Source organism: Pseudoxanthomonas sp. LjRoot127 (assembly GCF_964253495.1).
In the GTDB taxonomy this organism is placed as follows: domain Bacteria; phylum Pseudomonadota; class Gammaproteobacteria; order Xanthomonadales; family Xanthomonadaceae; genus Pseudoxanthomonas_A.
On the sequence record NZ_CAXUQR020000001.1, the window covers coordinates 2,073,842 to 2,093,405 of the forward strand.

The 19,564-nt window shown below is 68.4% G+C and carries 16 protein-coding genes; 13 read left to right on the forward strand and 3 right to left on the reverse strand.

All coding sequences use genetic code 11. The features are described from left to right. Window positions 1–37: 37 nt before the first annotated feature. The 4 genes from ubiE to ACSQ19_RS09610 all read left to right on the forward strand — a co-directional run bounded on the left by ubiE (window position 38) and on the right by ACSQ19_RS09610 (window position 4,622). On the forward strand, window positions 38–799 hold the full coding sequence (gene ubiE, locus ACSQ19_RS09595) for a bifunctional demethylmenaquinone methyltransferase/2-methoxy-6-polyprenyl-1,4-benzoquinol methylase UbiE (RefSeq protein ID WP_296279245.1): 762 nt from the start codon (window positions 38–40) through the stop codon (window positions 797–799). Between the two features lie 191 nt (window positions 800–990). Continuing rightward, window positions 991–2,904: a M1 family metallopeptidase gene (locus tag ACSQ19_RS09600; RefSeq protein ID WP_435996593.1), complete on the forward strand. Its 1,914-nt coding sequence runs from the start codon at window positions 991–993 to the stop codon at window positions 2,902–2,904. A gap of 15 nt (window positions 2,905–2,919) precedes the next feature. Then, a complete protein-coding gene (locus ACSQ19_RS09605) occupies window positions 2,920–3,885 on the forward strand; it encodes an alpha/beta fold hydrolase (RefSeq protein WP_435996595.1) in 966 nt (321 codons plus the stop codon). Continuing rightward, window positions 3,882–4,622 carry a hypothetical protein gene (locus ACSQ19_RS09610; protein ID WP_296279248.1) on the forward strand — a complete coding sequence of 247 codons (741 nt, stop codon included), beginning with the start codon at window positions 3,882–3,884 and terminating at the stop codon, window positions 4,620–4,622. The genes ACSQ19_RS09605 and ACSQ19_RS09610 overlap by 4 nt, the downstream gene beginning before the upstream one ends. 90 nt (window positions 4,623–4,712) lie before the next feature. Here ACSQ19_RS09610 and ACSQ19_RS09615 read toward each other — a convergent pair whose 3' ends face one another. Further along, window positions 4,713–6,152, reverse strand: coding sequence for a diguanylate cyclase (locus ACSQ19_RS09615; RefSeq protein WP_435996598.1), 1,440 nt, complete (start codon window positions 6,150–6,152; stop codon window positions 4,713–4,715). Between the two features lie 204 nt (window positions 6,153–6,356). Next, complete coding sequence (locus tag ACSQ19_RS09620; RefSeq protein WP_299344349.1) at window positions 6,357–7,289, reverse strand: carbohydrate kinase family protein; 933 nt, start codon at window positions 7,287–7,289, stop codon at window positions 6,357–6,359. Window positions 7,290–7,596: 307 nt separating this feature from the next. On the opposite strand from ACSQ19_RS09620, the gene ACSQ19_RS09625 reads away from it, so the two are divergent. The 8 genes from ACSQ19_RS09625 (at window position 7,597) to ACSQ19_RS09660 (ending at window position 17,438) form a co-directional block, all read left to right on the forward strand. Beyond that, window positions 7,597–8,643, forward strand: coding sequence for a rod shape-determining protein (locus tag ACSQ19_RS09625; protein WP_192270868.1), 1,047 nt, complete (start codon window positions 7,597–7,599; stop codon window positions 8,641–8,643). A 115-nt stretch (window positions 8,644–8,758) separates the two neighbouring features. Then, the gene (mreC, locus tag ACSQ19_RS09630; protein WP_435996601.1) at window positions 8,759–9,916 is read left to right on the forward strand and encodes a rod shape-determining protein MreC; all 1,158 of its coding nucleotides are present in this window, start codon (window positions 8,759–8,761) and stop codon (window positions 9,914–9,916) included. Next, window positions 9,913–10,398, forward strand: coding sequence for a rod shape-determining protein MreD (gene mreD, locus ACSQ19_RS09635; protein WP_299344354.1), 486 nt, complete (start codon window positions 9,913–9,915; stop codon window positions 10,396–10,398). Before mreC ends, mreD begins: the two co-directional genes overlap by 4 nt. A 3-nt stretch (window positions 10,399–10,401) precedes the next feature. Next, entirely contained in the window at window positions 10,402–12,570 is a 2,169-nt protein-coding gene (gene mrdA / locus ACSQ19_RS09640; RefSeq protein WP_435996603.1) for a penicillin-binding protein 2, read from the forward strand. Continuing rightward, the gene (rodA, locus tag ACSQ19_RS09645) at window positions 12,567–13,703 is read left to right on the forward strand and encodes a rod shape-determining protein RodA (RefSeq protein ID WP_296279254.1); all 1,137 of its coding nucleotides are present in this window, start codon (window positions 12,567–12,569) and stop codon (window positions 13,701–13,703) included. The genes mrdA and rodA overlap by 4 nt, the downstream gene beginning before the upstream one ends. A 123-nt stretch (window positions 13,704–13,826) precedes the next feature. Beyond that, complete coding sequence (gene mltB, locus ACSQ19_RS09650) at window positions 13,827–14,966, forward strand: lytic murein transglycosylase B (RefSeq protein ID WP_435996605.1); 1,140 nt, start codon at window positions 13,827–13,829, stop codon at window positions 14,964–14,966. After that, complete coding sequence (locus ACSQ19_RS09655) at window positions 14,963–16,126, forward strand: septal ring lytic transglycosylase RlpA family protein (RefSeq protein WP_435996607.1); 1,164 nt, start codon at window positions 14,963–14,965, stop codon at window positions 16,124–16,126. Before mltB ends, ACSQ19_RS09655 begins: the two co-directional genes overlap by 4 nt. 115 nt (window positions 16,127–16,241) lie before the next feature. Further along, entirely contained in the window at window positions 16,242–17,438 is a 1,197-nt protein-coding gene (locus ACSQ19_RS09660) for a D-alanyl-D-alanine carboxypeptidase family protein (protein ID WP_435996609.1), read from the forward strand. 57 nt (window positions 17,439–17,495) lie between these two features. On the opposite strand, the gene ACSQ19_RS09665 is transcribed toward ACSQ19_RS09660, so the two are convergent. Next, entirely contained in the window at window positions 17,496–18,362 is an 867-nt protein-coding gene (locus ACSQ19_RS09665; protein ID WP_436000927.1) for an EamA family transporter, read from the reverse strand. 260 nt (window positions 18,363–18,622) lie between these two features. On the opposite strand from ACSQ19_RS09665, the gene ACSQ19_RS09670 reads away from it, so the two are divergent. Continuing rightward, on the forward strand, window positions 18,623–19,537 hold the full coding sequence (locus ACSQ19_RS09670; RefSeq protein WP_436000929.1) for a CsgG/HfaB family protein: 915 nt from the start codon (window positions 18,623–18,625) through the stop codon (window positions 19,535–19,537). The last annotated feature ends 27 nt before the right edge of the window (window positions 19,538–19,564 follow it).

Genomic DNA, 19,564 nt, shown 5'->3' on the forward strand with positions numbered 1-19,564 from the left:
GTGGGCGGCCGACGGCGGGTAGTGCGATAATCCGGCCATGAGCGAATCCCCCTACGAACGCGGTACCACCCATTTCGGCTTCCGCGACGTCGCCGCCAAGGACAAGCAGAAGCTGGTGGGCGAAGTCTTCACGTCGGTCGCCGGCAAGTACGACCTGATGAACGACCTGATGAGCCTCGGCATCCATCGGGTGTGGAAGCGCTACTTCGTCAGCACCTGCCAGGTGAAGCGTGGCGACCGCGTGCTCGACCTTGCGGGTGGCACGGGCGACATCGCGGCGTTGCTGAAGGATCGGGTGGGCGATACCGGCCAGATCATCCTGGGCGACATCAACGCCGGCATGTTGTCGGTGGGCCGCGACCGCATGACCGATCGCGGCGTGGTGCAGGGGCTGGAGTACGTGCAGTGCAACGCGGAAGCGCTGCCTTTCCCCGATGCGAGTTTCGACCTGGTCACCATCGCCTTCGGGCTGCGCAACGTGACCGACAAGGAAGCGGCGCTGCGCGACATGTACCGCGTGCTGAAGATCGGCGGGCAGGCGCGGGTGCTCGAGTTCTCCGAAGTCACCGTCGACTGGTTCAAGCCGGTCTACGATTTCCACTCGTTCAAGGTGCTGCCGAAGCTGGGGCAGTTGTTCGCGCAGGACGCCGGCAGTTACCAGTACCTCGCCGAGAGCATCCGCAAGCACCCGCCGCAGGCCGAACTGCAGGGCATGATGGATGCGGCCGGCTTCGCGCGGACCGGTTACAAGAACCTGTCCGCAGGCATCGTGGCCATCCATACCGGCTACAAGGTCTGAAAAAGGCGCCGAGTGCTCTGCAGAAGCGCCGCATGGGCGCGATGCTTTTCCGTCACCCCGATCGAGGGCATCGCGGGCATGGCCCGCTCCTGCAAGGCGCCACGGAGCAGGCGCCCGACGGCCAACGGCAAGGCAGCCCCGGCCCGGCGCGGTAAACTAGGCACTTCCCCCGTATCGCTGGAAGTCCCCTGATGCGTTCTCTGGCTTTGCTGTTGTCCTGCGCCGCCGTGCTGGCGGCCGGTTGTTCCAAGGAACCCGAACCCGCCCCCGTGGCCGCCACGCCCAAGCCCGCCGCCGCTGCGCCCGTCGACCACGACGAGCACTCCTACGCCGAGCCGCAGAAAGTGGCCATCGACGACCTGGCGCTGGACATCGCGGTCGATTTCGACGCCAAGACCATCGGCGGGACCGCCACCTACACGCTGGACTGGAAGGACAAGGCCGCTACCCGCCTGGTGCTGGACACGCGCGACCTGACCATCGCGAAGGTCGAGGGCGAGGCCAATGGCGCCTGGGCGCCGCTGCAGTACGCCCTGGCCCCGAAGGACGCGGTGCTGGGCAGCAAGCTGACCATCGAAACGCCGGCACGCAACGCCAAGGTCCGCGTCACCTACACCAGTTCGCCGGAGGCTTCGGGCCTGCAGTGGCTGACGCCGGAGATGACCGAGGGCAAGCAGCTGCCCTTCATGTTCAGCCAGTCGCAGCAGATCCATGCACGCAGCTGGGTCCCGCTGCAGGACACGCCGCAGGTGCGCTACACCTACAGCGCGCACGTGACCTCGCGCCCGGACGTGATGGTGCTGATGAGCGCTGACAACGATCCGGCCGCGGCGCGTGATGGCGACTACACCTTCAAGATGCCGCAGAAGATCCCGTCGTACCTGATGGCGATCGCCGCCGGCGACCTGGTCTTCAAGCCGATCTCCGCGCGCAGCGGCGTGTGGGCCGAGCCGGCGATGGTCGACAAGGCCACGAAGGAGTTCGAAGACACCGAGAAGATGATCGCCGCCACCGAGCAGCTGTACGGCCCCTACCGCTGGGACCGCTACGACATGCTGGTGCTGCCGCCGTCGTTCCCGTACGGCGGCATGGAAAACCCGCGCCTGAGCTTCATCACCCCGACCGTGATCGTCGGCGACAAGACGCTGGTCTCGCTGATCGCGCACGAGCTGGCGCACAGCTGGTCGGGCAACCTGGTGACGTTCTCCAGCGCCAAGCATGGCTGGCTCAACGAAGGCTTCACCAGCTACGTCGAGAACCGCATCGTCGAAGCGCTGTACGGCAAGGAGACGTCCAGCATGGAGTACTCCATCGCCCGCAACAGCCTGAAGAAGGAAATCGGCACGATGCCGGAGGCGACGCAGTCGCTGGCGGTCAAGCCGGGCACGACGCTGGATGCGGATGATGCACTCAGCGCGGTCTCGTACGACAAGGGCGCCTGGTTCCTGCAGTTCCTCGAGGAGCGCTTTGGTCGCCAGGAGTTCGACGCCTTCCTGCGCGGCTACTTCGACCACTTCGCATTCCAGAGCATCACCACCGAACAGTTCCTCGACTACGCGAAGAAGAACCTGTTCGACAAGCATCCCAACCTGGTCACCGATGCCGAAATCCAGGCGTGGGTGTACGGCACGGGCATTCCGGCCAACGCACCGCAGGTGCAGTCGCGCGGCTTCTCCAACACCGATACCGCGCGCATCGCCTGGCAGGGCAGCGGCCAACTGCCCAATCCCCAGCTGACCAGCGGATGGGTCACCCAGCAATGGGTGCATTTCCTCGAAGGCATGGGCGAGAAGCTGACCGTCGAACAGCTCAAGCAGTTGGACGACGCCTACCACTTCACCGGCACCGCCAACGGCGAGATCGCGATGCGCTGGTACCCGCTGACCATCCGCAGCGGCTACGTCGAGGCGCGTCCGGAGATCGCCCGGTTCATCGAGCGCGTAGGACGTCGCAAGCTGATCATGCCGATCTACGAGGAACTGGTGAAGACGCCCGAAGGCTTGGCGCTGGCCAAGGAGAGCTTCGCGCGTGCCAGGCCGGGGTACCACCCGATCACGACCGGATCGGTCGAGGCCTTGCTGGCGAAGGCATCCGCGGCGCCCTGACGCATGAGGCGTCGCGTGCCCCGCGCATGGACGGCCGCCCTGGGGGTGGCCGTTCTTGTTTGCGCGCTGGCGCTGTGGACGTGGCGTGATCCGATGGCACCGCTGCGCGTGGGCATGGCCGCGGAGGGATGGTGGATCGGCCTGTCCGAGCATCGCGTCGTGGTCGGCGACCACCGCTGGGCGTACGACGAACGGGAGGCGGAGGCACCTGCAGCGCCCACCGTGGTGATGGTGCATGGGTTCACCGGCAGCAAGGAGAACTGGTATCCGCTGGCGGAGCGGTTGGGCGGGCACTACCGCCTGGTCATTCCCGATCTGCCGGGGTGGGGCGAAAGCCAGCGACGGGGCGGTGCCGATTACGGTTTCAAGGCGCAGGCCGCGCGACTGGCGGCATTCCTGCGGGAGATCCGCCGCGATGGCAGTCCGATCGTGCTGCTGGGGCATTCGATGGGCGGTGGCATCGTCGCGATCACCGCGGCCGATCATCCTGACCTCGTGGCGCGGCTCGGCCTGATCGACGCGGCGGGCGTGCGGTTCAAGGACAACACGTTCGGTATCGACGTGCTGGCGGGCGGGAATCCTTTCGCGGTCCACGATGCGGCATCGCTGCAGCGCTATCTGGACACGGTCTTCCACGACCGCACGACGCAACCCGCCATTCCCTGGCCCGCCTCGCAGGCGGTGATCGACTGGCGCATCGCACAGGCGCCGTTCGAACAGCGCGTGCTCGACCGCATAGGGCGCAGCGACGAGCGCTTCCTGCCCGGCGAGCGTGCGGCGCTGATCCGCCAGCCCGCCCTGTTGCTGTGGTGCCGGCAGGACCGCGTGATCGATCCCAGCGCGATGGTCCTTTACGCCGCAAAGATGCCGCAGGCGATCCAGGTTTCACTGGACGGTTGCGGCCATATGTCCATCATGGAAAAACCCGACGACGTGGCGGCCGCGGTCGCCCTGTTGATCCAGCGAGGCATCTCCCGATGAAGAAGAACACGACATCCCTCCTGTTGCTGGCCCTCACGTGTGCGCTGGCGACGTCCGGTTGCGGCGACCGCGAGGCCGAACGCGCCGCCGCGGCGGCGGCCGAGGCCGCCGCCGTCGAGCAGCAGGCGGACGAACTGGCGAAGAAGTACGACAGCGCCGTGGCCGCCAGCGACTGGGACATGGCGCGCATCCACGGCGTCGCACTCGTCGACCAGTATCCGCAGAGCGCCGCCGCCGCACGCATCGGGCCCTCGCTGGCCGAGGTGAAAGCCAAGGCCGAGGGCGCGCGCGAGCAGCGGCGGATGGAGATGCTGTGGGACTACTCGCAGGTCGCGGCCGACGGCGGCACCCAGCGCTCCGCTTCCATCCTGAGCAAGGAGCCCGTCGACGTGGACGGCAGCGGCGCCAAGCCGGTGCAACTGGTGTTCCGCGACCATCCCAAGTGGAAGCGCAGCAGCTACCTGGTGCTGCAGGCCAGCGACTTCGCCAAGGCGTGCTACGGCCGCTGCCAGGTCACGGTGATCGCGGATGCCGCCGCACCGAAGCGGATGTCGGCCAATCGGCCCGACACCGACGAAGCCATCGCGATGTTCATCGACGACAACAAGGCGCTGTGGCGCCTCGCGCGCAAGACCCGGGTCCTTGAGATCGAGTTTCCCGTGAAGGATGGCAGCACGCGCAAGGCCGTGTTCGAGACCGGCGGGCTGGATGGCAGCCAGATGCCCGGGTGGGACTGAGGGATCGGGAGGGCGGCCATCGTCGGAGCCGGCGGACGCGATCGCGACGCGCCGAGCTTCGCGGCCGTCGCCAGGCAGGCGCGCTGCCCGCTAGGCGACCACCCGGTTCCTTCCCATCGCTTTCGCGCGATACAGCGCGACATCGGCCTGGCTGAGCAGTTGTTCCAGTCCCGCGATGCGTGCCGGCCCCGAGGCGACGCCCACGCTGACGGTGATGTCGAGAAGTCGGCCATCCTCGAGCGGAATGGGATCGCTCGCCAGCCGGCGCAGGCGTTCGGCGACGACGCACGCGGCCGTGGCGTCCACGCCCGGCAAAAGCACGGCGAATTCCTCGCCGCCGAATCGTCCGAACAGACCGTCCTCGCGCAGGTGGTCGCGCATCCGGGCGGCGAACGTCGTCAGCACCGCGTCCCCCGCCGCGTGGCCGTGGCGATCGTTGACCGATTTGAAGTGGTCGATGTCCAGCATCATCGCGACGACCGTGCCGCCGCTCTGCTGCACCTGTTCCGCCAGTTCCAGGCCTCGTCGCAGGAAGGCGCTGCGGTTGAGCACGCCGGTCAACGCGTCGTGGTCGGCGGCATGGTTCAGCGTGGCCAGCAAGCGGTTGCGCGCCGCGTTCACGCTGGCCACGGTGAGCGGCGCCACCGCCAGCAGCGCCATGCCCATGCGCAGCGAGATGACCGGCTGCACGCTGGCATCCTGCAGCTGCAGGTCGATCCAGCCGGTGGCGATGGCGATCAGCGTCCACATGCACAGCAACGCCGTGACGAGCGCGGTGGTGAACAGCCGGTAGGCCAGGGCGCACCACAGCAGCGCGGGCACGGGAAAGGCGATCGCGCCGGGGCCGCCGACGGCTACGCCCAGCACCAGCGCCAGTGCCAGCGCGGCGAGCGGCAGGAGCAGCCGGGGGTGTGACCGCGCGCGGACCAGCGCGGCACGCAGTTCGCGCCAGGCGCCAGCAGGCGATGGCGCCAGCAGGATCACCGGCAACAGCGCCACGTAGCTGACCAGTTCGGCGGAAAACCAGAACCCGCTGGCCGTCAGGAACCCCATCCGCATCATCGCGTGCGAGCCCAGGCTGCCCGCCAGGCTCGCGCCCAGCGCCGCCACGGCCGAGACCGCCAGTACCCACAGCATCGACAGCGGATGCCGCAGCTGACGGTCGTCGTGGCGCACATGCCGGAGCAGCAGGTAGCCGGCCAGCACGCCGGCCAGATTGGCCGCGGTCAGTCGCAGCGTGGTGGGCAGGGAGGTGCCGGTCAGCAGGTCCGCCGCCACGTAGCCCAGCGCGGCGGCCGCCCAGCCGGCGGGTGACGCCAGCGCGGGCCGTCGCGCGAACAGCCCCAGCAGCAGGGCATTGGTCGGCCAGAAGGTGGCGAGCTGCTGTTCGGGCCGGGTCAGGATGCCCAGGCCACTGGCCAGGAAGACCACGCTCGCCACGAGCAGCGCCTGGGATGCGAGGCGGCGGAAAGTGAGCCATGCAGGTACATGGATGTCATGCGGATCCGGTTGCCGATGCTGCGCGACCATGCTGCCCCTGCCCGTTGCCGACTGCGCGGGGCATGGCCGTGCGACCCCGTCCCCGGCCTTACCTTACGTCACAAACGTGGGGGCGTGGCGACCCCGGGGTCCAGGCCAGCGTTTCCCGCCTGGCGCGCTGACGGAAGGTCGGACGCGCGGCGCGTGCATGCCCGGCAACGGGGGGTGGTCCCGCCGTCCGCCCGGCGTTCCGGCTTACAGCGCGTAACCGAACTGCTGCTTGAACTGTTCGTTGAATTCGTCGAAGTCGAAGCGCTGGTTCTGCGTCCCGGGATGCTCGACCTTCAGTGCACCCATCAGGTTGCCCATGCGGCCGATCGTCAGCCAGTCGTAGCCCTTCTCGATGCCGAAGATCAGGCCGGCGCGGAAGGCGTCGCCGCATCCGGTCGGGTCCGTCACCCGGCGCTCGTGCGCGGGCGGGATGTCGTAGGTCTTGTCGGGCGTGTGGATCTGCGAGCCGTGCGGACCGCGCGTGGTGATGTAGGCCTTCACGCGCTTGACGATTTCCGCCTCGTCCCAGCCGGTGCGTTCCTGCAGCAGGTTCGACTCGTAATCGTTGACCGTGACGTAATCGGCCAGCTCGATGAAGTGGCGCAGCTCCTCGCCGTTGAACAGCGGCATGGCCTGGCCGGGGTCGAAGATGAAGGGGATGCCGCCTTCGGCGAACTCGGCCGCATTCTGGATCATGCCCTCGCGCCCGTCCGGGCTGACGATGCCGAAGGTCACGCCGGCCACGTCCTTCACGTGGTTCTCGTAGCTGCGCATCATCGCGCCCGGGTGGAACGCGGTGATCTGGTTGTTGTCGTGGTCGGTGGTGATGAACGCCTGCGGGGTGAACAATTCGTCGATCACCTTCACCTGCGACAGGTTGATGCCCTGCTCGACGAAATGCTCGCGATAGGGGCCGAAGTCCTGGCCCACCGTGGCCATCGGGATGGGATCGCCGCCCAGCAGCTTCAGGTTGTAGGCGATGTTGCCGGCGCAGCCGCCGAACTCGCGGCGCATGCGCGGCACCAGGAACGACACGTTAAGGATGTGCACCTTGTCCGGCAGGATGTGGTTCTTGAACTGGTCCGGGAACACCATGATGGTGTCGTAAGCAAGGGAACCACAGATCAATGCGGACATCGGCAGACTCGGCTGGAGGCGGGCGCGGCCGCCCCGGGCCGCTGGAAAAGCGGGACGTGCGCCCCATTCCCGGCGCGCCGGTGCGAAGGTTACCGGCTGGGCCGTCCTGCGACCAGCCTTGATCGCGGCGGCCGCAACGCCGGCCGGCGGTGCCGGTGGCTCGGCGAAGCGCGTTTTTCCCCGTGGATTCACGAGATTTTTCCTTGCCCGCTCCATGCCGGATTGTTAGGCTAGCCGACTTCGTTTTTGCCCAAAAAATCGCCATTCCCGCGCGATTTTCCGGCCTCCAGCAGGAACCCGTCCCCCGATGTTCAAGAAGCTCCGCGGCATGTTCTCCAATGACCTGTCCATCGACCTGGGCACGGCCAACACCCTGATCTACGTGCGCGGGCAGGGCATCGTCCTCAACGAACCCTCGGTCGTGGCGGTACGCCAGGACCGTGCCATCGGCGGCTCGCGCTCGGTCGCGGCGGTCGGTGCCGAGGCCAAGCAGATGCTGGGACGCACCCCGGGCCACATCACCACCATCCGCCCGATGAAGGACGGCGTGATCGCCGACTTCACCTACACCGAGGCGATGCTGAAGTACTTCATCAAGAAGGTGCACAAGTCGCGCTTCCTGCGTCCGAGCCCGCGCGTGCTGGTCTGCGTGCCGGCCGGCTCCACCCAGGTGGAGCGCCGCGCCATCAAGGAATCGGCCGAAGAGGCCGGCGCGCGCGACGTCTACCTGATCGAGGAGCCCATGGCGGCCGCGATCGGCGCCGGCATGCCGGTGACCGAAGCCCGCGGCTCGATGGTCATCGACATCGGCGGCGGCACCACCGAGGTGGCCGTGATCTCGCTGAACGGCATCGTCTACTCGCAGTCGGTCCGCATCGGCGGCGACCGCTTCGACGAGTTCATCACCAACTACGTGCGCCGCAACCACGGCATGCTGATCGGCGAGGCCACGGCCGAGCGCATCAAGCTGGAGATCGGCTGCGCCTACCCGCAGGCCGACGTGCAGGAGATGGAGATCTCCGGCCGCAACCTCGCCGAGGGCGTGCCGAAGATGATCAAGATCAACTCCAACGAAGTGCTGGAAGCGCTGCATGAGCCGCTGTCCGGCATCGTCAGCGCGGTCAAGCTGGCGCTGGAGCAGACCCCGCCCGAGCTGTGCGCCGACGTGGCCGAGCGCGGCATCGTGCTGACCGGCGGCGGTGCGCTGCTGCGCGACCTGGACCGGCTGATCAGCGAGGAGACCGGCCTGCACGTGCAGGTCGCCGACGATCCGCTGACCTGCGTGGCCCGCGGTGGCGGTCGTGCGCTGGAGCTGGTCGACATGCACGGCAATGAGTTCTTCGCGCCGGAATGATGAAGCAGTGACGAGCGGAGAGGAGTGAGAAGTGAGTGGAAGAGACTCGCCTGCCGCCGTTCGTTTCGCCCCGTTCACTCCTCACTTCTCACTCCCCTCGACCCGTCTCTAGCCCGTGCCTTCCTACGCCGGTCCTCCCGTCGCCACCCGCGGTGAAGTCGCTAGCACGCTGCGGCTGTTGGGCTATCTCGCGCTGACCATCGCGCTGGTGATCCTGGACCACCGGGGTGGGTGGCTGTCGCACGTGCGCGCGCAGGCCAACGTGGTGGCACAGCCGCTGTGGTGGCTGGCGGGCCTGCCGGGTCGCGTGACCACCCGTGTCCAGGATGATGCCGCCACCCGGACCGGCCTGATCGAAGAGAACCGTCGCCTGCGCAACGAAGCGCTGGTGGCCAGTGCCCGGCTCGCGCGGCTGCAGACCGCTGCCGCCGACAACGCCCAGCTGCGTGCGTTGCTGGGCGTGAAGACCTCGCGCGGCCTGGATGTGCAGCTCGCGCCGATCCTCGACATCGACCTCGCGCCCGGCCGCCAGCGGCTGGTGCTGGATGCCGGCAGTCGCGCCGGTGCCACGGTGGGGCAGTCGGTCATCGATGCCGGCGGGCTGATGGGGCAGATCATCGAAACGACGCCCGCCCATTCCACCGTCCTGCTGCTGACCGATCCCGACCATGCCGTGCCCGTGGTGATCGCACGCAACGGCGTACGCCTGATCGTCTATGGCCGCGGTCGCAGCGACCTGCTGGAACTGGCCGACGTGCCGCTCAACAGTGGCGTGAAGGTGGGCGACCTGCTGGTCACGTCGGGCCTGGGCGGCCGGTTCCCCGCGGGCTTTCCCGTCGGCACGGTCGCCGCGCTGAGGCCGGACGACAGCCATGCGTTCCTGGTCGGCGACGTCACGCCGGCGGCGCAGCTGGACAGGGGGCGCGATGTGTTGCTGCTGAAGTCCGGGCCGCCGCAGCCGCTGCCCACGCCGGATCCGACGCGGTTCCTGCCGGACACGGCTTCGCCAGCGGCAGGCTCAGCCGGTCCGGCGGAAATGGGGCCGTCCGCGTCCGCGACCCAAAGCCCCTCTCCCACCGGGAGAGGGGGTGGGGTGAGTGGCAACGAAGGAAGTGCTGGTACAGGCACGCAGTCTGCGTCCACGCCCGCGACGACGTCCCCGCAAGCGCCGCGCCCCGCGAACGTCCCGACCCTCACCCCACCCCCTCTCCCGAGGGAAGAGGGGCCAAAAGCGCCGGCCTCGAACCCTCCGACAACGGAGCCGCAGCGATGAATCGCGCGCGTACCGGCTGGCTGATGCCGTTGAGCATCATCCTGGCACTGCTGCTGGGCCTGCTGCCGCTGCCCGACGTGATGCAGCCGTTGCGCCCCTACTGGCTGGCGCTGGTGGTGGCGTACTGGGTGATCGAAGCGCCGGACAGCGCGGGCCTGGGTTTCGCGGTCATCGTCGGCCTGGTCGCCGACCTGATGTTCGGCACGCTGCTGGGCGAACAGGCGCTGCGCCTGCTGATCATGGCCTTCATCCTGCAGCGCTTCCGCGCGCGGCTGCGCTTCTTCCCGATGTCGCAGCAGGCTCTCGCCATCGGCGGCCTGCTGCTCAACGATCGCATCGTGACCACCGTGGTGCACCTGGCGCTGGGCGAGCCGACGCTGCCGTGGCAGTACTGGTGGGCGCCGTTGCTGGGCATGGTGTTCTGGCCGCCGCTGTTCGTGCTGATGGACGCGCTGCGGCTCGGTCGCCGCAGGCGGGGCTGAGCCATGCTCGGGCCCCGCCGTCGCGGCAAGAATCCGCACGCCGAAGCCGACCAGTTCCGTCGCCGCGCGGTGACCGGATTCGTGGTGGTCGCGCTGTGCCTGCTGGGCCTGGGCGCGTGGTACTTCAAGCTGCAGGTCATCGACCACGCCGACTACGCCACGCGCTCGGAAGCGAACCGCATCCGCCCGCGGCCGGTCGTGCCCGGCCGCGGCACCATCTATGACCGCAACGGCCTGCTCCTGGCGGAGAACGTGCCCGCGTTCCGCCTCGACGTGACGCCCGACAAGGTCAAGGAGCCGGCCAAGCTGATCGCCGAACTGGCGAAGATCATCGATCTCGACCCCGAGGACATCGCGCGCTTCGAGGCCACGCGCAAGGCGACGCGCGGGTTCCGCCCGATCACGCTGAAGCTGCGCGTGAGCGAAGAGGAGATGGCGCGTTTCGCGGTCGACCGCTGGCGCTATCCCGGGGTTGAGCTGGTTCCCTATCTCACGCGGCGCTATCCCTACGGCGAACTGTTCGCGCACATCGTCGGCTACGTCGGGCGCGTGGACGAGAAAGACCTGGCGTCGCTGGGCGAGATCAATGCCGCGCTGACCCACATCGGCAAGACCGGCCTGGAGCGCTATTACGACGAGCAGTTGCGCGGGAAGATCGGGTACGAAAAAGTCGAAACGAACGTGGAAGGCCGCGCGCTGCGCGTGGTCGGCCGCGTGCCGGCGCAGGCGGGCACCGACCTGCGCCTGAGCGTGGACGCGAAACTGCAGCAGGCGATCGTCGATTCCTTCGGCGAACTGGAGGGTTCGGCGATCGCGGTCGATCCGCGCACCGGTGAGATCCTGGCGATGGTCAGCCTGCCCAGTTACGACCCGAACCTGTTCGTCAACGGGATTTCCAGCACGGATTTCAAGCGGCTCAACGACAACCCGTCGCGGCCGCAGTTCAACCGCCTGGTGCTGGGTGGCGTGGCGCCGGGCTCGACGCTGAAGCCGTTGATCGCGCTGGCCGGCCTGGACAGCGGCAAGCGCAAGCCGGAGGACACGGTGGTGTCGACCGGCATGTTCTACCTGCCCGGCACGAGCCGCGGCTGGGGCGACGCCAGCCGCCGCGGCCATGGCGTGACCAACCTGCGCAAGTCGATCTCGCAATCGGTGAACACGTACTACTACCGGCTGGCGCTCGATCTCGGCATCGCGCAGTTCGACGACTACATGGAGCACTACGGATTCGGGCAGCCGACCGGCGTCGACCTGCGGGGCGAGATCGGCGGCATCCTGCCGTCGCCGGCGGCCAAGCTGAAATCGCGCAAGGAGCGCTGGTATCCGGGCGATACCGTCAATGTCGCGATCGGGCAGGGCGATTGGAAAGTCACGCCCCTGCAGTTGGTGCGCGCCACCGCCGGCATCGCCAGCGGGCAGTTGCGGCGCCCGCACCTGGTCCGGGAATCGCGCGTCGGTTTCGACCGTCCATGGGAGCGGATGCCGCAACCGGCGCCCATCGCGATCAGCCCGAATCCCGCGAACGTGGAGGTGGTGCGACTCGGCATGCAGGACACCATGCAGCCCGGCGGCACCGGTTGGCGCGTCGCCCTGAACGCCCCCTACCTGATGGCGGGCAAGACCGGCACCGCGCAGGTGATCAGCCGCCGTGGCACCGCGGCGGTCGATCCGCGCAGCCTGCCCATGCACCTGCGCCACCGTTCCCTGTTCGTCGGCTTCGCGCCGGCCGACAACCCGACGATCGCCATCGCCATCGCGGTGGAAGGCGGCGGCTACGGCGGCAGCACCGCCGGGCCGATGGCGCGCAAGATCTTCGATGCCTACCTGCTGGGGAAGATGCCGGAGAAGGAGGGCGAGGAGGCCGTGCCCGTCGGCACTACGCCAGCGGGACCGCCTGCTGCGCCGACACCGGCCGCACCGACGACGACACCGCCTGCGAATCCGGCGCCGGGCACAAGTCCGAGCCAGGGCACTAGCCCCTCTCCCACCGGGAGAGGGGTTGGGGTGAGGGGCAGCGGAGGTCGTGTGGGTGCGAACTCCAGTAACTCGACCGCGCTCGCACCGCGCTCCTCTTCTATCCCCGGCATCGCGCCTGCCCCGACCCTCACCCCAACCCCTCTCCCGGGGAGAGATGGGCTTGAAGCGGCGTCCGCGCGGAGGGCTTCGGCATGACCGATCTCCTGCGCTGGGGTTTCGACCTGCTGCGGCACGTGCTGCGCACGCTGGACTGGCCTTTGCTCGGCGCCCTGGTGGCGCTGATGGGGATCGGCTTGGCCGTGCTGTACAGCGCCGGTGGCGAAGCGCTGGGATCGCGGCTGGTGCTGGCGCAGGGCGTGCGCTTCGGCGTCGGCCTGGTGGCGATGTGGGCACTGTCGCGGGTCACGCCGGTGCGCCTGCGTGCCTGGACGCCGGGCGTATTCGCCGTGGCGTTGCTGCCGCTGGTGCTGGTGCTGTTCATCGGCACCGGCAAGCACGGCGCGCACTGGATCGACCTGAAGTTCTTCTACCTGCAGCCGTCGGAACTGCTGAAGATCGCGTTGCCGATGATGCTGGCGTGGTACCTGCATCGCGAGCCGCTGCCGCCGGGCTGGCGCACCACGCTCGTGGCGGCGCTGCTGATCGGCCTGCCCACCGGGCTGATCCTGCTGCAGCCGGACTTCGGCACGGCGATGCTGGTCGCGGCCAGCGGCGTGTTCGGCCTCTACCTCGCCGGCCTGTCGTGGTGGTGGTTCATCACGGCCGGCGTGCTGGGCGGTACCGCCGTGGGACTGGTGATGTTCGCGCCGATCTCGTGGTTCTCGTTCCTGCGCGAGTACCAGCAGAACCGCATCCTGACGTTCCGCGATCCGGAAAACGATCCACTCGGCGCGGGCTGGAACATCCTGCAGTCGAAGATCGCCATAGGCGGCGGCGGCTGGAACGGCAAGGGCTGGGGCCAGGGGTCGCAGTCCCACCTGGATTACCTGCCGGAACATACGACCGACTTCATCTTCTCGGTGCTGTCGGAAGAATTCGGCTGGATCGGCGTGGCGGTGACGCTGTCGCTGTACCTGTTCGTCGTCGGACGCTGCCTGTGGATTGCGATGGACGCGCGCGATACGTATTCGCGCCTGCTCGCCGGCACGCTGGGCATGGCACTGTTCGTCTATGTCATCGTCAACGGCGGCATGGTCTCGGGCCTGCTGCCGGTGGTCGGCGTGCCGATGCCGCTGCTGAGTTACGGCGGCACCTCGGCGGTGTCGCTGCTCGCCGGCCTGGGGCTGGTGATGGCGGTGCGTGCGCATCGTCCCGTGCATGGGTATTGAGGAGTGCGTGGAGAGGAGTGAGGCGTGAGTAGAAGCAGGTGTTGCTGTTCCTCGCTCCGCTCCACTCACTGCCGCCTCCCAACGTTCACGATTTCCCGCACCCTGCATGCTACCCTCGCCCCGATGATGCGAAACGCACTTTCCTGCCTTCTGGTGCTGGGCCTGGCGTCCTGCGCCACACCGCAACCGCCGCCACCGGCGGCTTCGACGACGCCTTCCGCTGCCGCTCCGGCGACGCCCGCCGAGACGTCGGTCGAGCGTGTGGCCGAGGTGCCGCCGGAAGCGCTGAAGCCGGTCGATTTCCCCACCGCGCGTGCGCAGTTCGTGCGCGATACCTCCGCGAAGTACGGCATCGCACCCGCCGAGATCGAGGCGACGCTGGCCAAGGCGCAGTTCCTCGACAGCGTGGTCGCGGCGATGTCGCGACCGGCGGAACGGGTCAAGCCATGGAGCGAATACCGGGTTGGCTTCCTGACCCAGACCCGCATCGATGGGGGCCGCGCATTCATGGCGCAGCACCGCGACGAGCTGACCCGCGTCGAGCAGCAGTACGGTGTGCCGGCCGAGGTGATCGTGTCGATCATCGGCGTGGAGACCAACTACGGCGGCTTCACCGGTCGCCACAAGGTGCTGGATGCGCTGTACACGCTCGCGTTCCGCTATCCGCGCACCGGCAATCCGGAGCGTGCGGCGTACGAATACCGTCGCGAGCAGTTCTTCCGCGACGAACTGGCGCAGCTGTTCGCGCTGGGACGGGAAGAGAAGCTCGACATCGCCTCGCTGACCGGCAGCTATGCCGGCGCGATGGGGCTGGGCCAGTTCATGCCATCGAGCTACCGCGAGTTCGCAGTGGACGGCAACGGCGACGGTCGCCGTGATCTGTTCGCCACGTATCCGGACATCTTCGCCTCGATCGCCAATTACTTCCGCAAGAAGGGTGGCGAACGCGGCGGCTGGGTGCCGGGCGGCGCGGTCGTCGCGCGCGCCCAGCTGCAGGACGGTTTCGCCGAGTTCAACCCGGAGACCTGGACACCCGATTATTCGCTCGCGCAGCTGGCCGAGAAGGGCTACCGGCCGCTCGACCCGGTCGCGCCGGACGCGATGGCCACGTTGGTGCAACTGGATGGCGCGGACGGCAAGCAGTACTGGCTGGGCTTCCAGAACTACTACGCGATCACCCGGTACAACAATTCCAAGATGTACGCGATGGCGGTCTACCAGCTGTCGCAGGCGATCGCCGGCCGCGAGATTCCGCCGGCATGAAGTGGCTGGCCCTGCCGCTGCTGGCGGTGGCCCTGGCCGCGTGCAGCACGGCGCCGAAGAAGCCACCGTCGGCCTCCACCGGCGGCACCGTGCGGCCGGCGCCGGCGACGCCCTCGCCGGCCATCGCGGGCAAGGACTGCTCGCGCTACGCGCCCGCGCAGGAAGACCTGTCCACGCGTGGCGACTACACCGCCGGTGGCCTGTACAAGCCCGGCGTGTCGGACACAACGCCCGACCACGTGCCCGACCTGGATTGCATCCGCGAACCCGTGGTCACCGCCGAGGCGCGATCGCGGGTCGGCAACAAGTCGCCGTATTCGGTGCTCGGCAAGCAGTACCGCGTCCTCGACCGCGTCGACGGCTACGTGGAGCAGGGCACCGCCTCGTACTACGGCAACAAGTTCCATGGCCGTCGAACCTCCAACCAGGAGGTGTACGACATGTACGCCTACAGCGCCGCGCACAAGTCGCTGCCCTTGCCCAGCTTCGCGCGCGTGACCAACCTGGACAACGGCAAGTCGGTGGTCGTGCGGGTGAACGATCGTGGTCCTTTCCACGAGGGCCGCGTGATCGACCTGAGTTATGCCGCCGCGGTGCGCCTGGGCATCACCCAGCGCGGGACGGGTCGCGTGGAAGTGCGCGCGCTGACGCCGGAAGGCGCCACGCTCGCGGCCACGCCCGCGGCGGATTCGCCTCCCTCGGCGATGGACCAGCTCGTCGGGACGTTGCCTGCAGAGGCGGTCCGCTACCACGTGCCAGCCAAGCCGGGCGATGTGCCCAGTGCCGCCGGCTTCGAGGCGTGGATGAAAGCCAACGGGGTACGTGTCGCGTCCGGCAAGCCGGGCACCCCTGTGGTCACCAGCGCTGCCGCGAGCGTGCCGCTTGCCGCCGTGCCGGCGAAGGCCCCTCCGCCGGCCGCGGCGACGCCATCCACCGTGCAGCTGCAGGTCGCCAGTTTCTCCAGTCGCGACAATGCCGACCGCGCGCTCGCGCGCCTGACCGCCGCCGGCATCGCCGACGCGCGGCTCAGCGATGTGCCCGGCGCGGACCGCCCGCTGTGGCGATTGCGCGTGGGGGCCGCCGATGCCGCGTCGGCCGAAGCATTGGCGGGCAGGATCGCGAGTCTGGGTTTCGGACGCCCGCAGATCGTTCGCGACTAGCGTCGACGTCCGGCTGCCGGTTTTTTACGTCTTTCCAACCCACGCGGTAGCCGGCCTCCCTACAATGTTCGCCTTGCACCGTCAGGCCCAGGGCCTTGCCAGGAGTTTTCCGCCGATGAAGTTCCGTTTCGTTCTCGCCGCGCTCGCGACCACCGCCATGGGTCTGGCCATCGCCCAGACCCCCGCGCCGGCCACGCCGCCCGCCGCCGCCGCGGCTCCCGTCGCCATCCCGCCCGCGCCCACGCCGACGGCGACCGCTTGGGTGCTGATGGACTACATCACCGGGCAGGTACTGGCGGGCGAGAACTACAACGAGCGTGTCGAGCCGGCCAGCATCACCAAGGTGATGACGTCGTACGTGCTGGCCGCCGAGCAGAAGAACGGCAAGATCAAGCCGACCGACCAGGTGATGATGAGCGAGCGCGCCTGGCGCGAGGGCGGCGCCGGCACCGACGGCAGCTACAGCGGTTTCGCCGTCAACAAGACCGCGCCGCTGCTGGACATGGAAACCGGCATGGCCGTGCAGTCCGGCAACGACGCCGCCATCGCCCTGGCCGAGCACGCCGCCGGCAGCCAGGAAGCCTTCGCATCGCTGATGAACAACTACGCCGCGCAGATCGGCATGAAGGACTCGCACTTCGTCAACGCGCATGGCCTGTCGGCGCCGGAGCATTACTCCACCGCGTACGACCTGGCGTTGCTGGGCCGCGCCCTGATCCGCGAGTATCCGGAGCAGTACGCCTTCAACAAGATCAAGGAATTCACGGTCGGCACCATCACCCAGCCGAACCGCAACCTGCTGCTGTGGCGCGATCCGAGCGTGGACGGCATCAAGACCGGCCACCATTCCGCCGCGGGCTACTGCCTGATGAGCTCGGCCAAGCGCGGCGACCAGCGCCTGATCGCGGTGGTGATGGGATCCACCTCGGAGAAGCAGCGCGCCGACGACAGCCTGGCATTGTTGAACTGGGGCTTCCGCTTCTACGAAACCCACCGCCTCTACGAGCCGGGCAAGGCCATCGCCACGCAGCGCGTTTGGAAGGGCAAGACCAAGGATGTGCAGCTGGGCGTGGCCCAGCCGATGCTGGTCAGCGTGCCGCGGGGCCGCTACGACGACCTGAAGCCGACGATGGACGTGCCGAAGACGCTGGTGGCGCCGATCACCGCAGGCCAGGCCATCGGGACGGTGAAGGTCACGCTGGACGGCAAGGTCGTCGCGCAGTCGCCGCTGGTGGCGATCACGCCGATCGAGGAAGCCGGCTTCTTCAAGCGCCTGTGGGACGCATTCTGGATGTGGTGGGAGTCGGAGTGATCCGGCGCACCGCACGATGAGGAAAGGCCGGCGCATGCCGGCCTTTTTCTTGCCTGCCTACAGGCCGGCCGCGATCACCGCGATGGCGAGGATCGCGAGCGGAATCGCCAGCAGGGTGGTGCGGCTCAGCCGCTCGCGGAACAGCCACGTGCCGGCCAGCGTGCCCAGGACCACCACGCCGATGTTCATCGTCGAGAACACCACCGCCGGATGGTCGGGCAGCGCGCGGTGGGCCTTCACGTAGAACAGGATGTTGCCGAAGTTCAACGCCCCGAGCAGCAGGCCCGTGCCGAGCGCGGGCAGCGTGAGCGCCGGGCCGCCACGCAGGCGCCGTGCGCCCTGCACGCCCAGCATCACGATGAAGGCGGCGACGAAGGCGACCTGCAGCGAGGCTGCGAACGGCGTGCCGGCTGCGGCGATGTGCTTCAACAGCACGTCCACGCTGGCGTAGCCGACCAGCACCACCAGCGGCAATGCCCAGCCGGTCCAGCCGCCCTCGGCCTCGGCCGACGCGGTGCGCGGGCGCAGCGCAAGCAACACGATGGCGACCAGGCCCACTGCGAGACCGGCGAGACGCAGCGCATTGGCCTGTTCACCGAACCAAAGGAAGGCGGCCAGCAGCGACAGTACCAGCGACATGCGCTGTGCGATGTCGGTGCGCACGATGCCGGCCGCCTTCACCGAGGCCGACAGCGCCAGGAAGATGCCCGGCAGCAGGACCGCCAGCAGCGCGAGCGCGGGCCACGGAGCATGCGCAGCGGCCAGTGCCGACAGCGGCGGATCCAGCAGGGTGAAGCACAGCAGGGAGGCGGCCAGGTAGTTCCAGGCGATGCCTTGGGCCGTGTCGATGCCGCGCCGCTGCATGAGCTTCAGCAGGACCGACACGAGCACGCTGCAGACGACGCTGGAGAGCAGATAGGGCACGGCGGACCTCGCGGGAAGGGCGGGCATTATCGCCGTATCGCCTCCCCGCCTTGCCCGATGGCCTTTGGATGTCACTCTTTTCGTGTGTAGCCAGCGAAACCGCATTCTTCGCCTATCATCGCGGTCGGGCGACCCGGCACGCGAACGCAGGCCACGCCCGCAATGGAAGGTCCGCGGGGTGCGGGCACCATCATTCTCAAGGAGAAGCACGCGTGAACAGGGGAACCTGCAAGAAGATGACGATGACGGCCTGCCTGCTGATGGCGGCCGCTGCGACGACACCCGCCTGGGCGCAGCGCCAGAGCGCGCAGGACCAGCGCAAGCAGCAGACCGCGGAGATCCCGACCTGCAGCAAGCCGCTGGGCACCATCTCGGTGATCGAGCCCGAGGACGGCGTGAACTGGTGGAGTGGCCAGCAGCTGCCGGCACCGTCGAAGCTGATCAAGGTGTTCGTCAACAAGTCGCGCTGCTTCACGCTGGTGGACCGTGGGGTTGGCATGGGTGCGGCGATGGCCGAGCGCGATCTGGCCGCCAGTGGGGAGCTGCGCAACCGCTCCAACATCGGCAAGGGCCAGATCCGTGCCGCCGATTACGTGCTGGTGCCCGACCTGATCTCGCAGAACAGCAATGCCGGCGGCAATGCCATCAGCGGCCTGCTGGGCGGACTGATGGGTGGCAACGTCGGTCGGGTGGTGGGCGGACTGGACTTCAAGAAGAAGACCGCCGACGTCGTCCTGACCGTCACCGACGTGCGTTCTTCCGAGCAGGTCGCCATGGCCGAAGGCAGCGCCAAGAAGACCGACATCGGCTGGGGCGCGGGCGGCAGCCTGTTCACCGGCAGCCACTGGGGCGGTGGCGGTGCCAGCGGTTACGCCAACACCGAGATCGGCCAGGTCATCACGCTGGCCTACCTGCAGGCCTACACCAACCTGGTCAGCGAGCTGGGCGGCCTGTCCGGCAATGCCTCGGCATCCAATGCCCAGCAGGCGGTGGAGATGACCAAGCCCGGCCGCCTGTTCGCCAACCCGAAGGGCACCGGCAAGGCCGTGCGCGACCTGGATCCCGGCATGATGCTGTACCCCACCGGCAACAAGGACGGGGTGATGTGGGAAGTCGAGGACGAACTCGGCAACAAGGGCTGGGTCTCGTCCAGCCTGGTGCAGCTGGCGCGCTGAACCGCCGCGCCGGGTGAAGACGAAGGG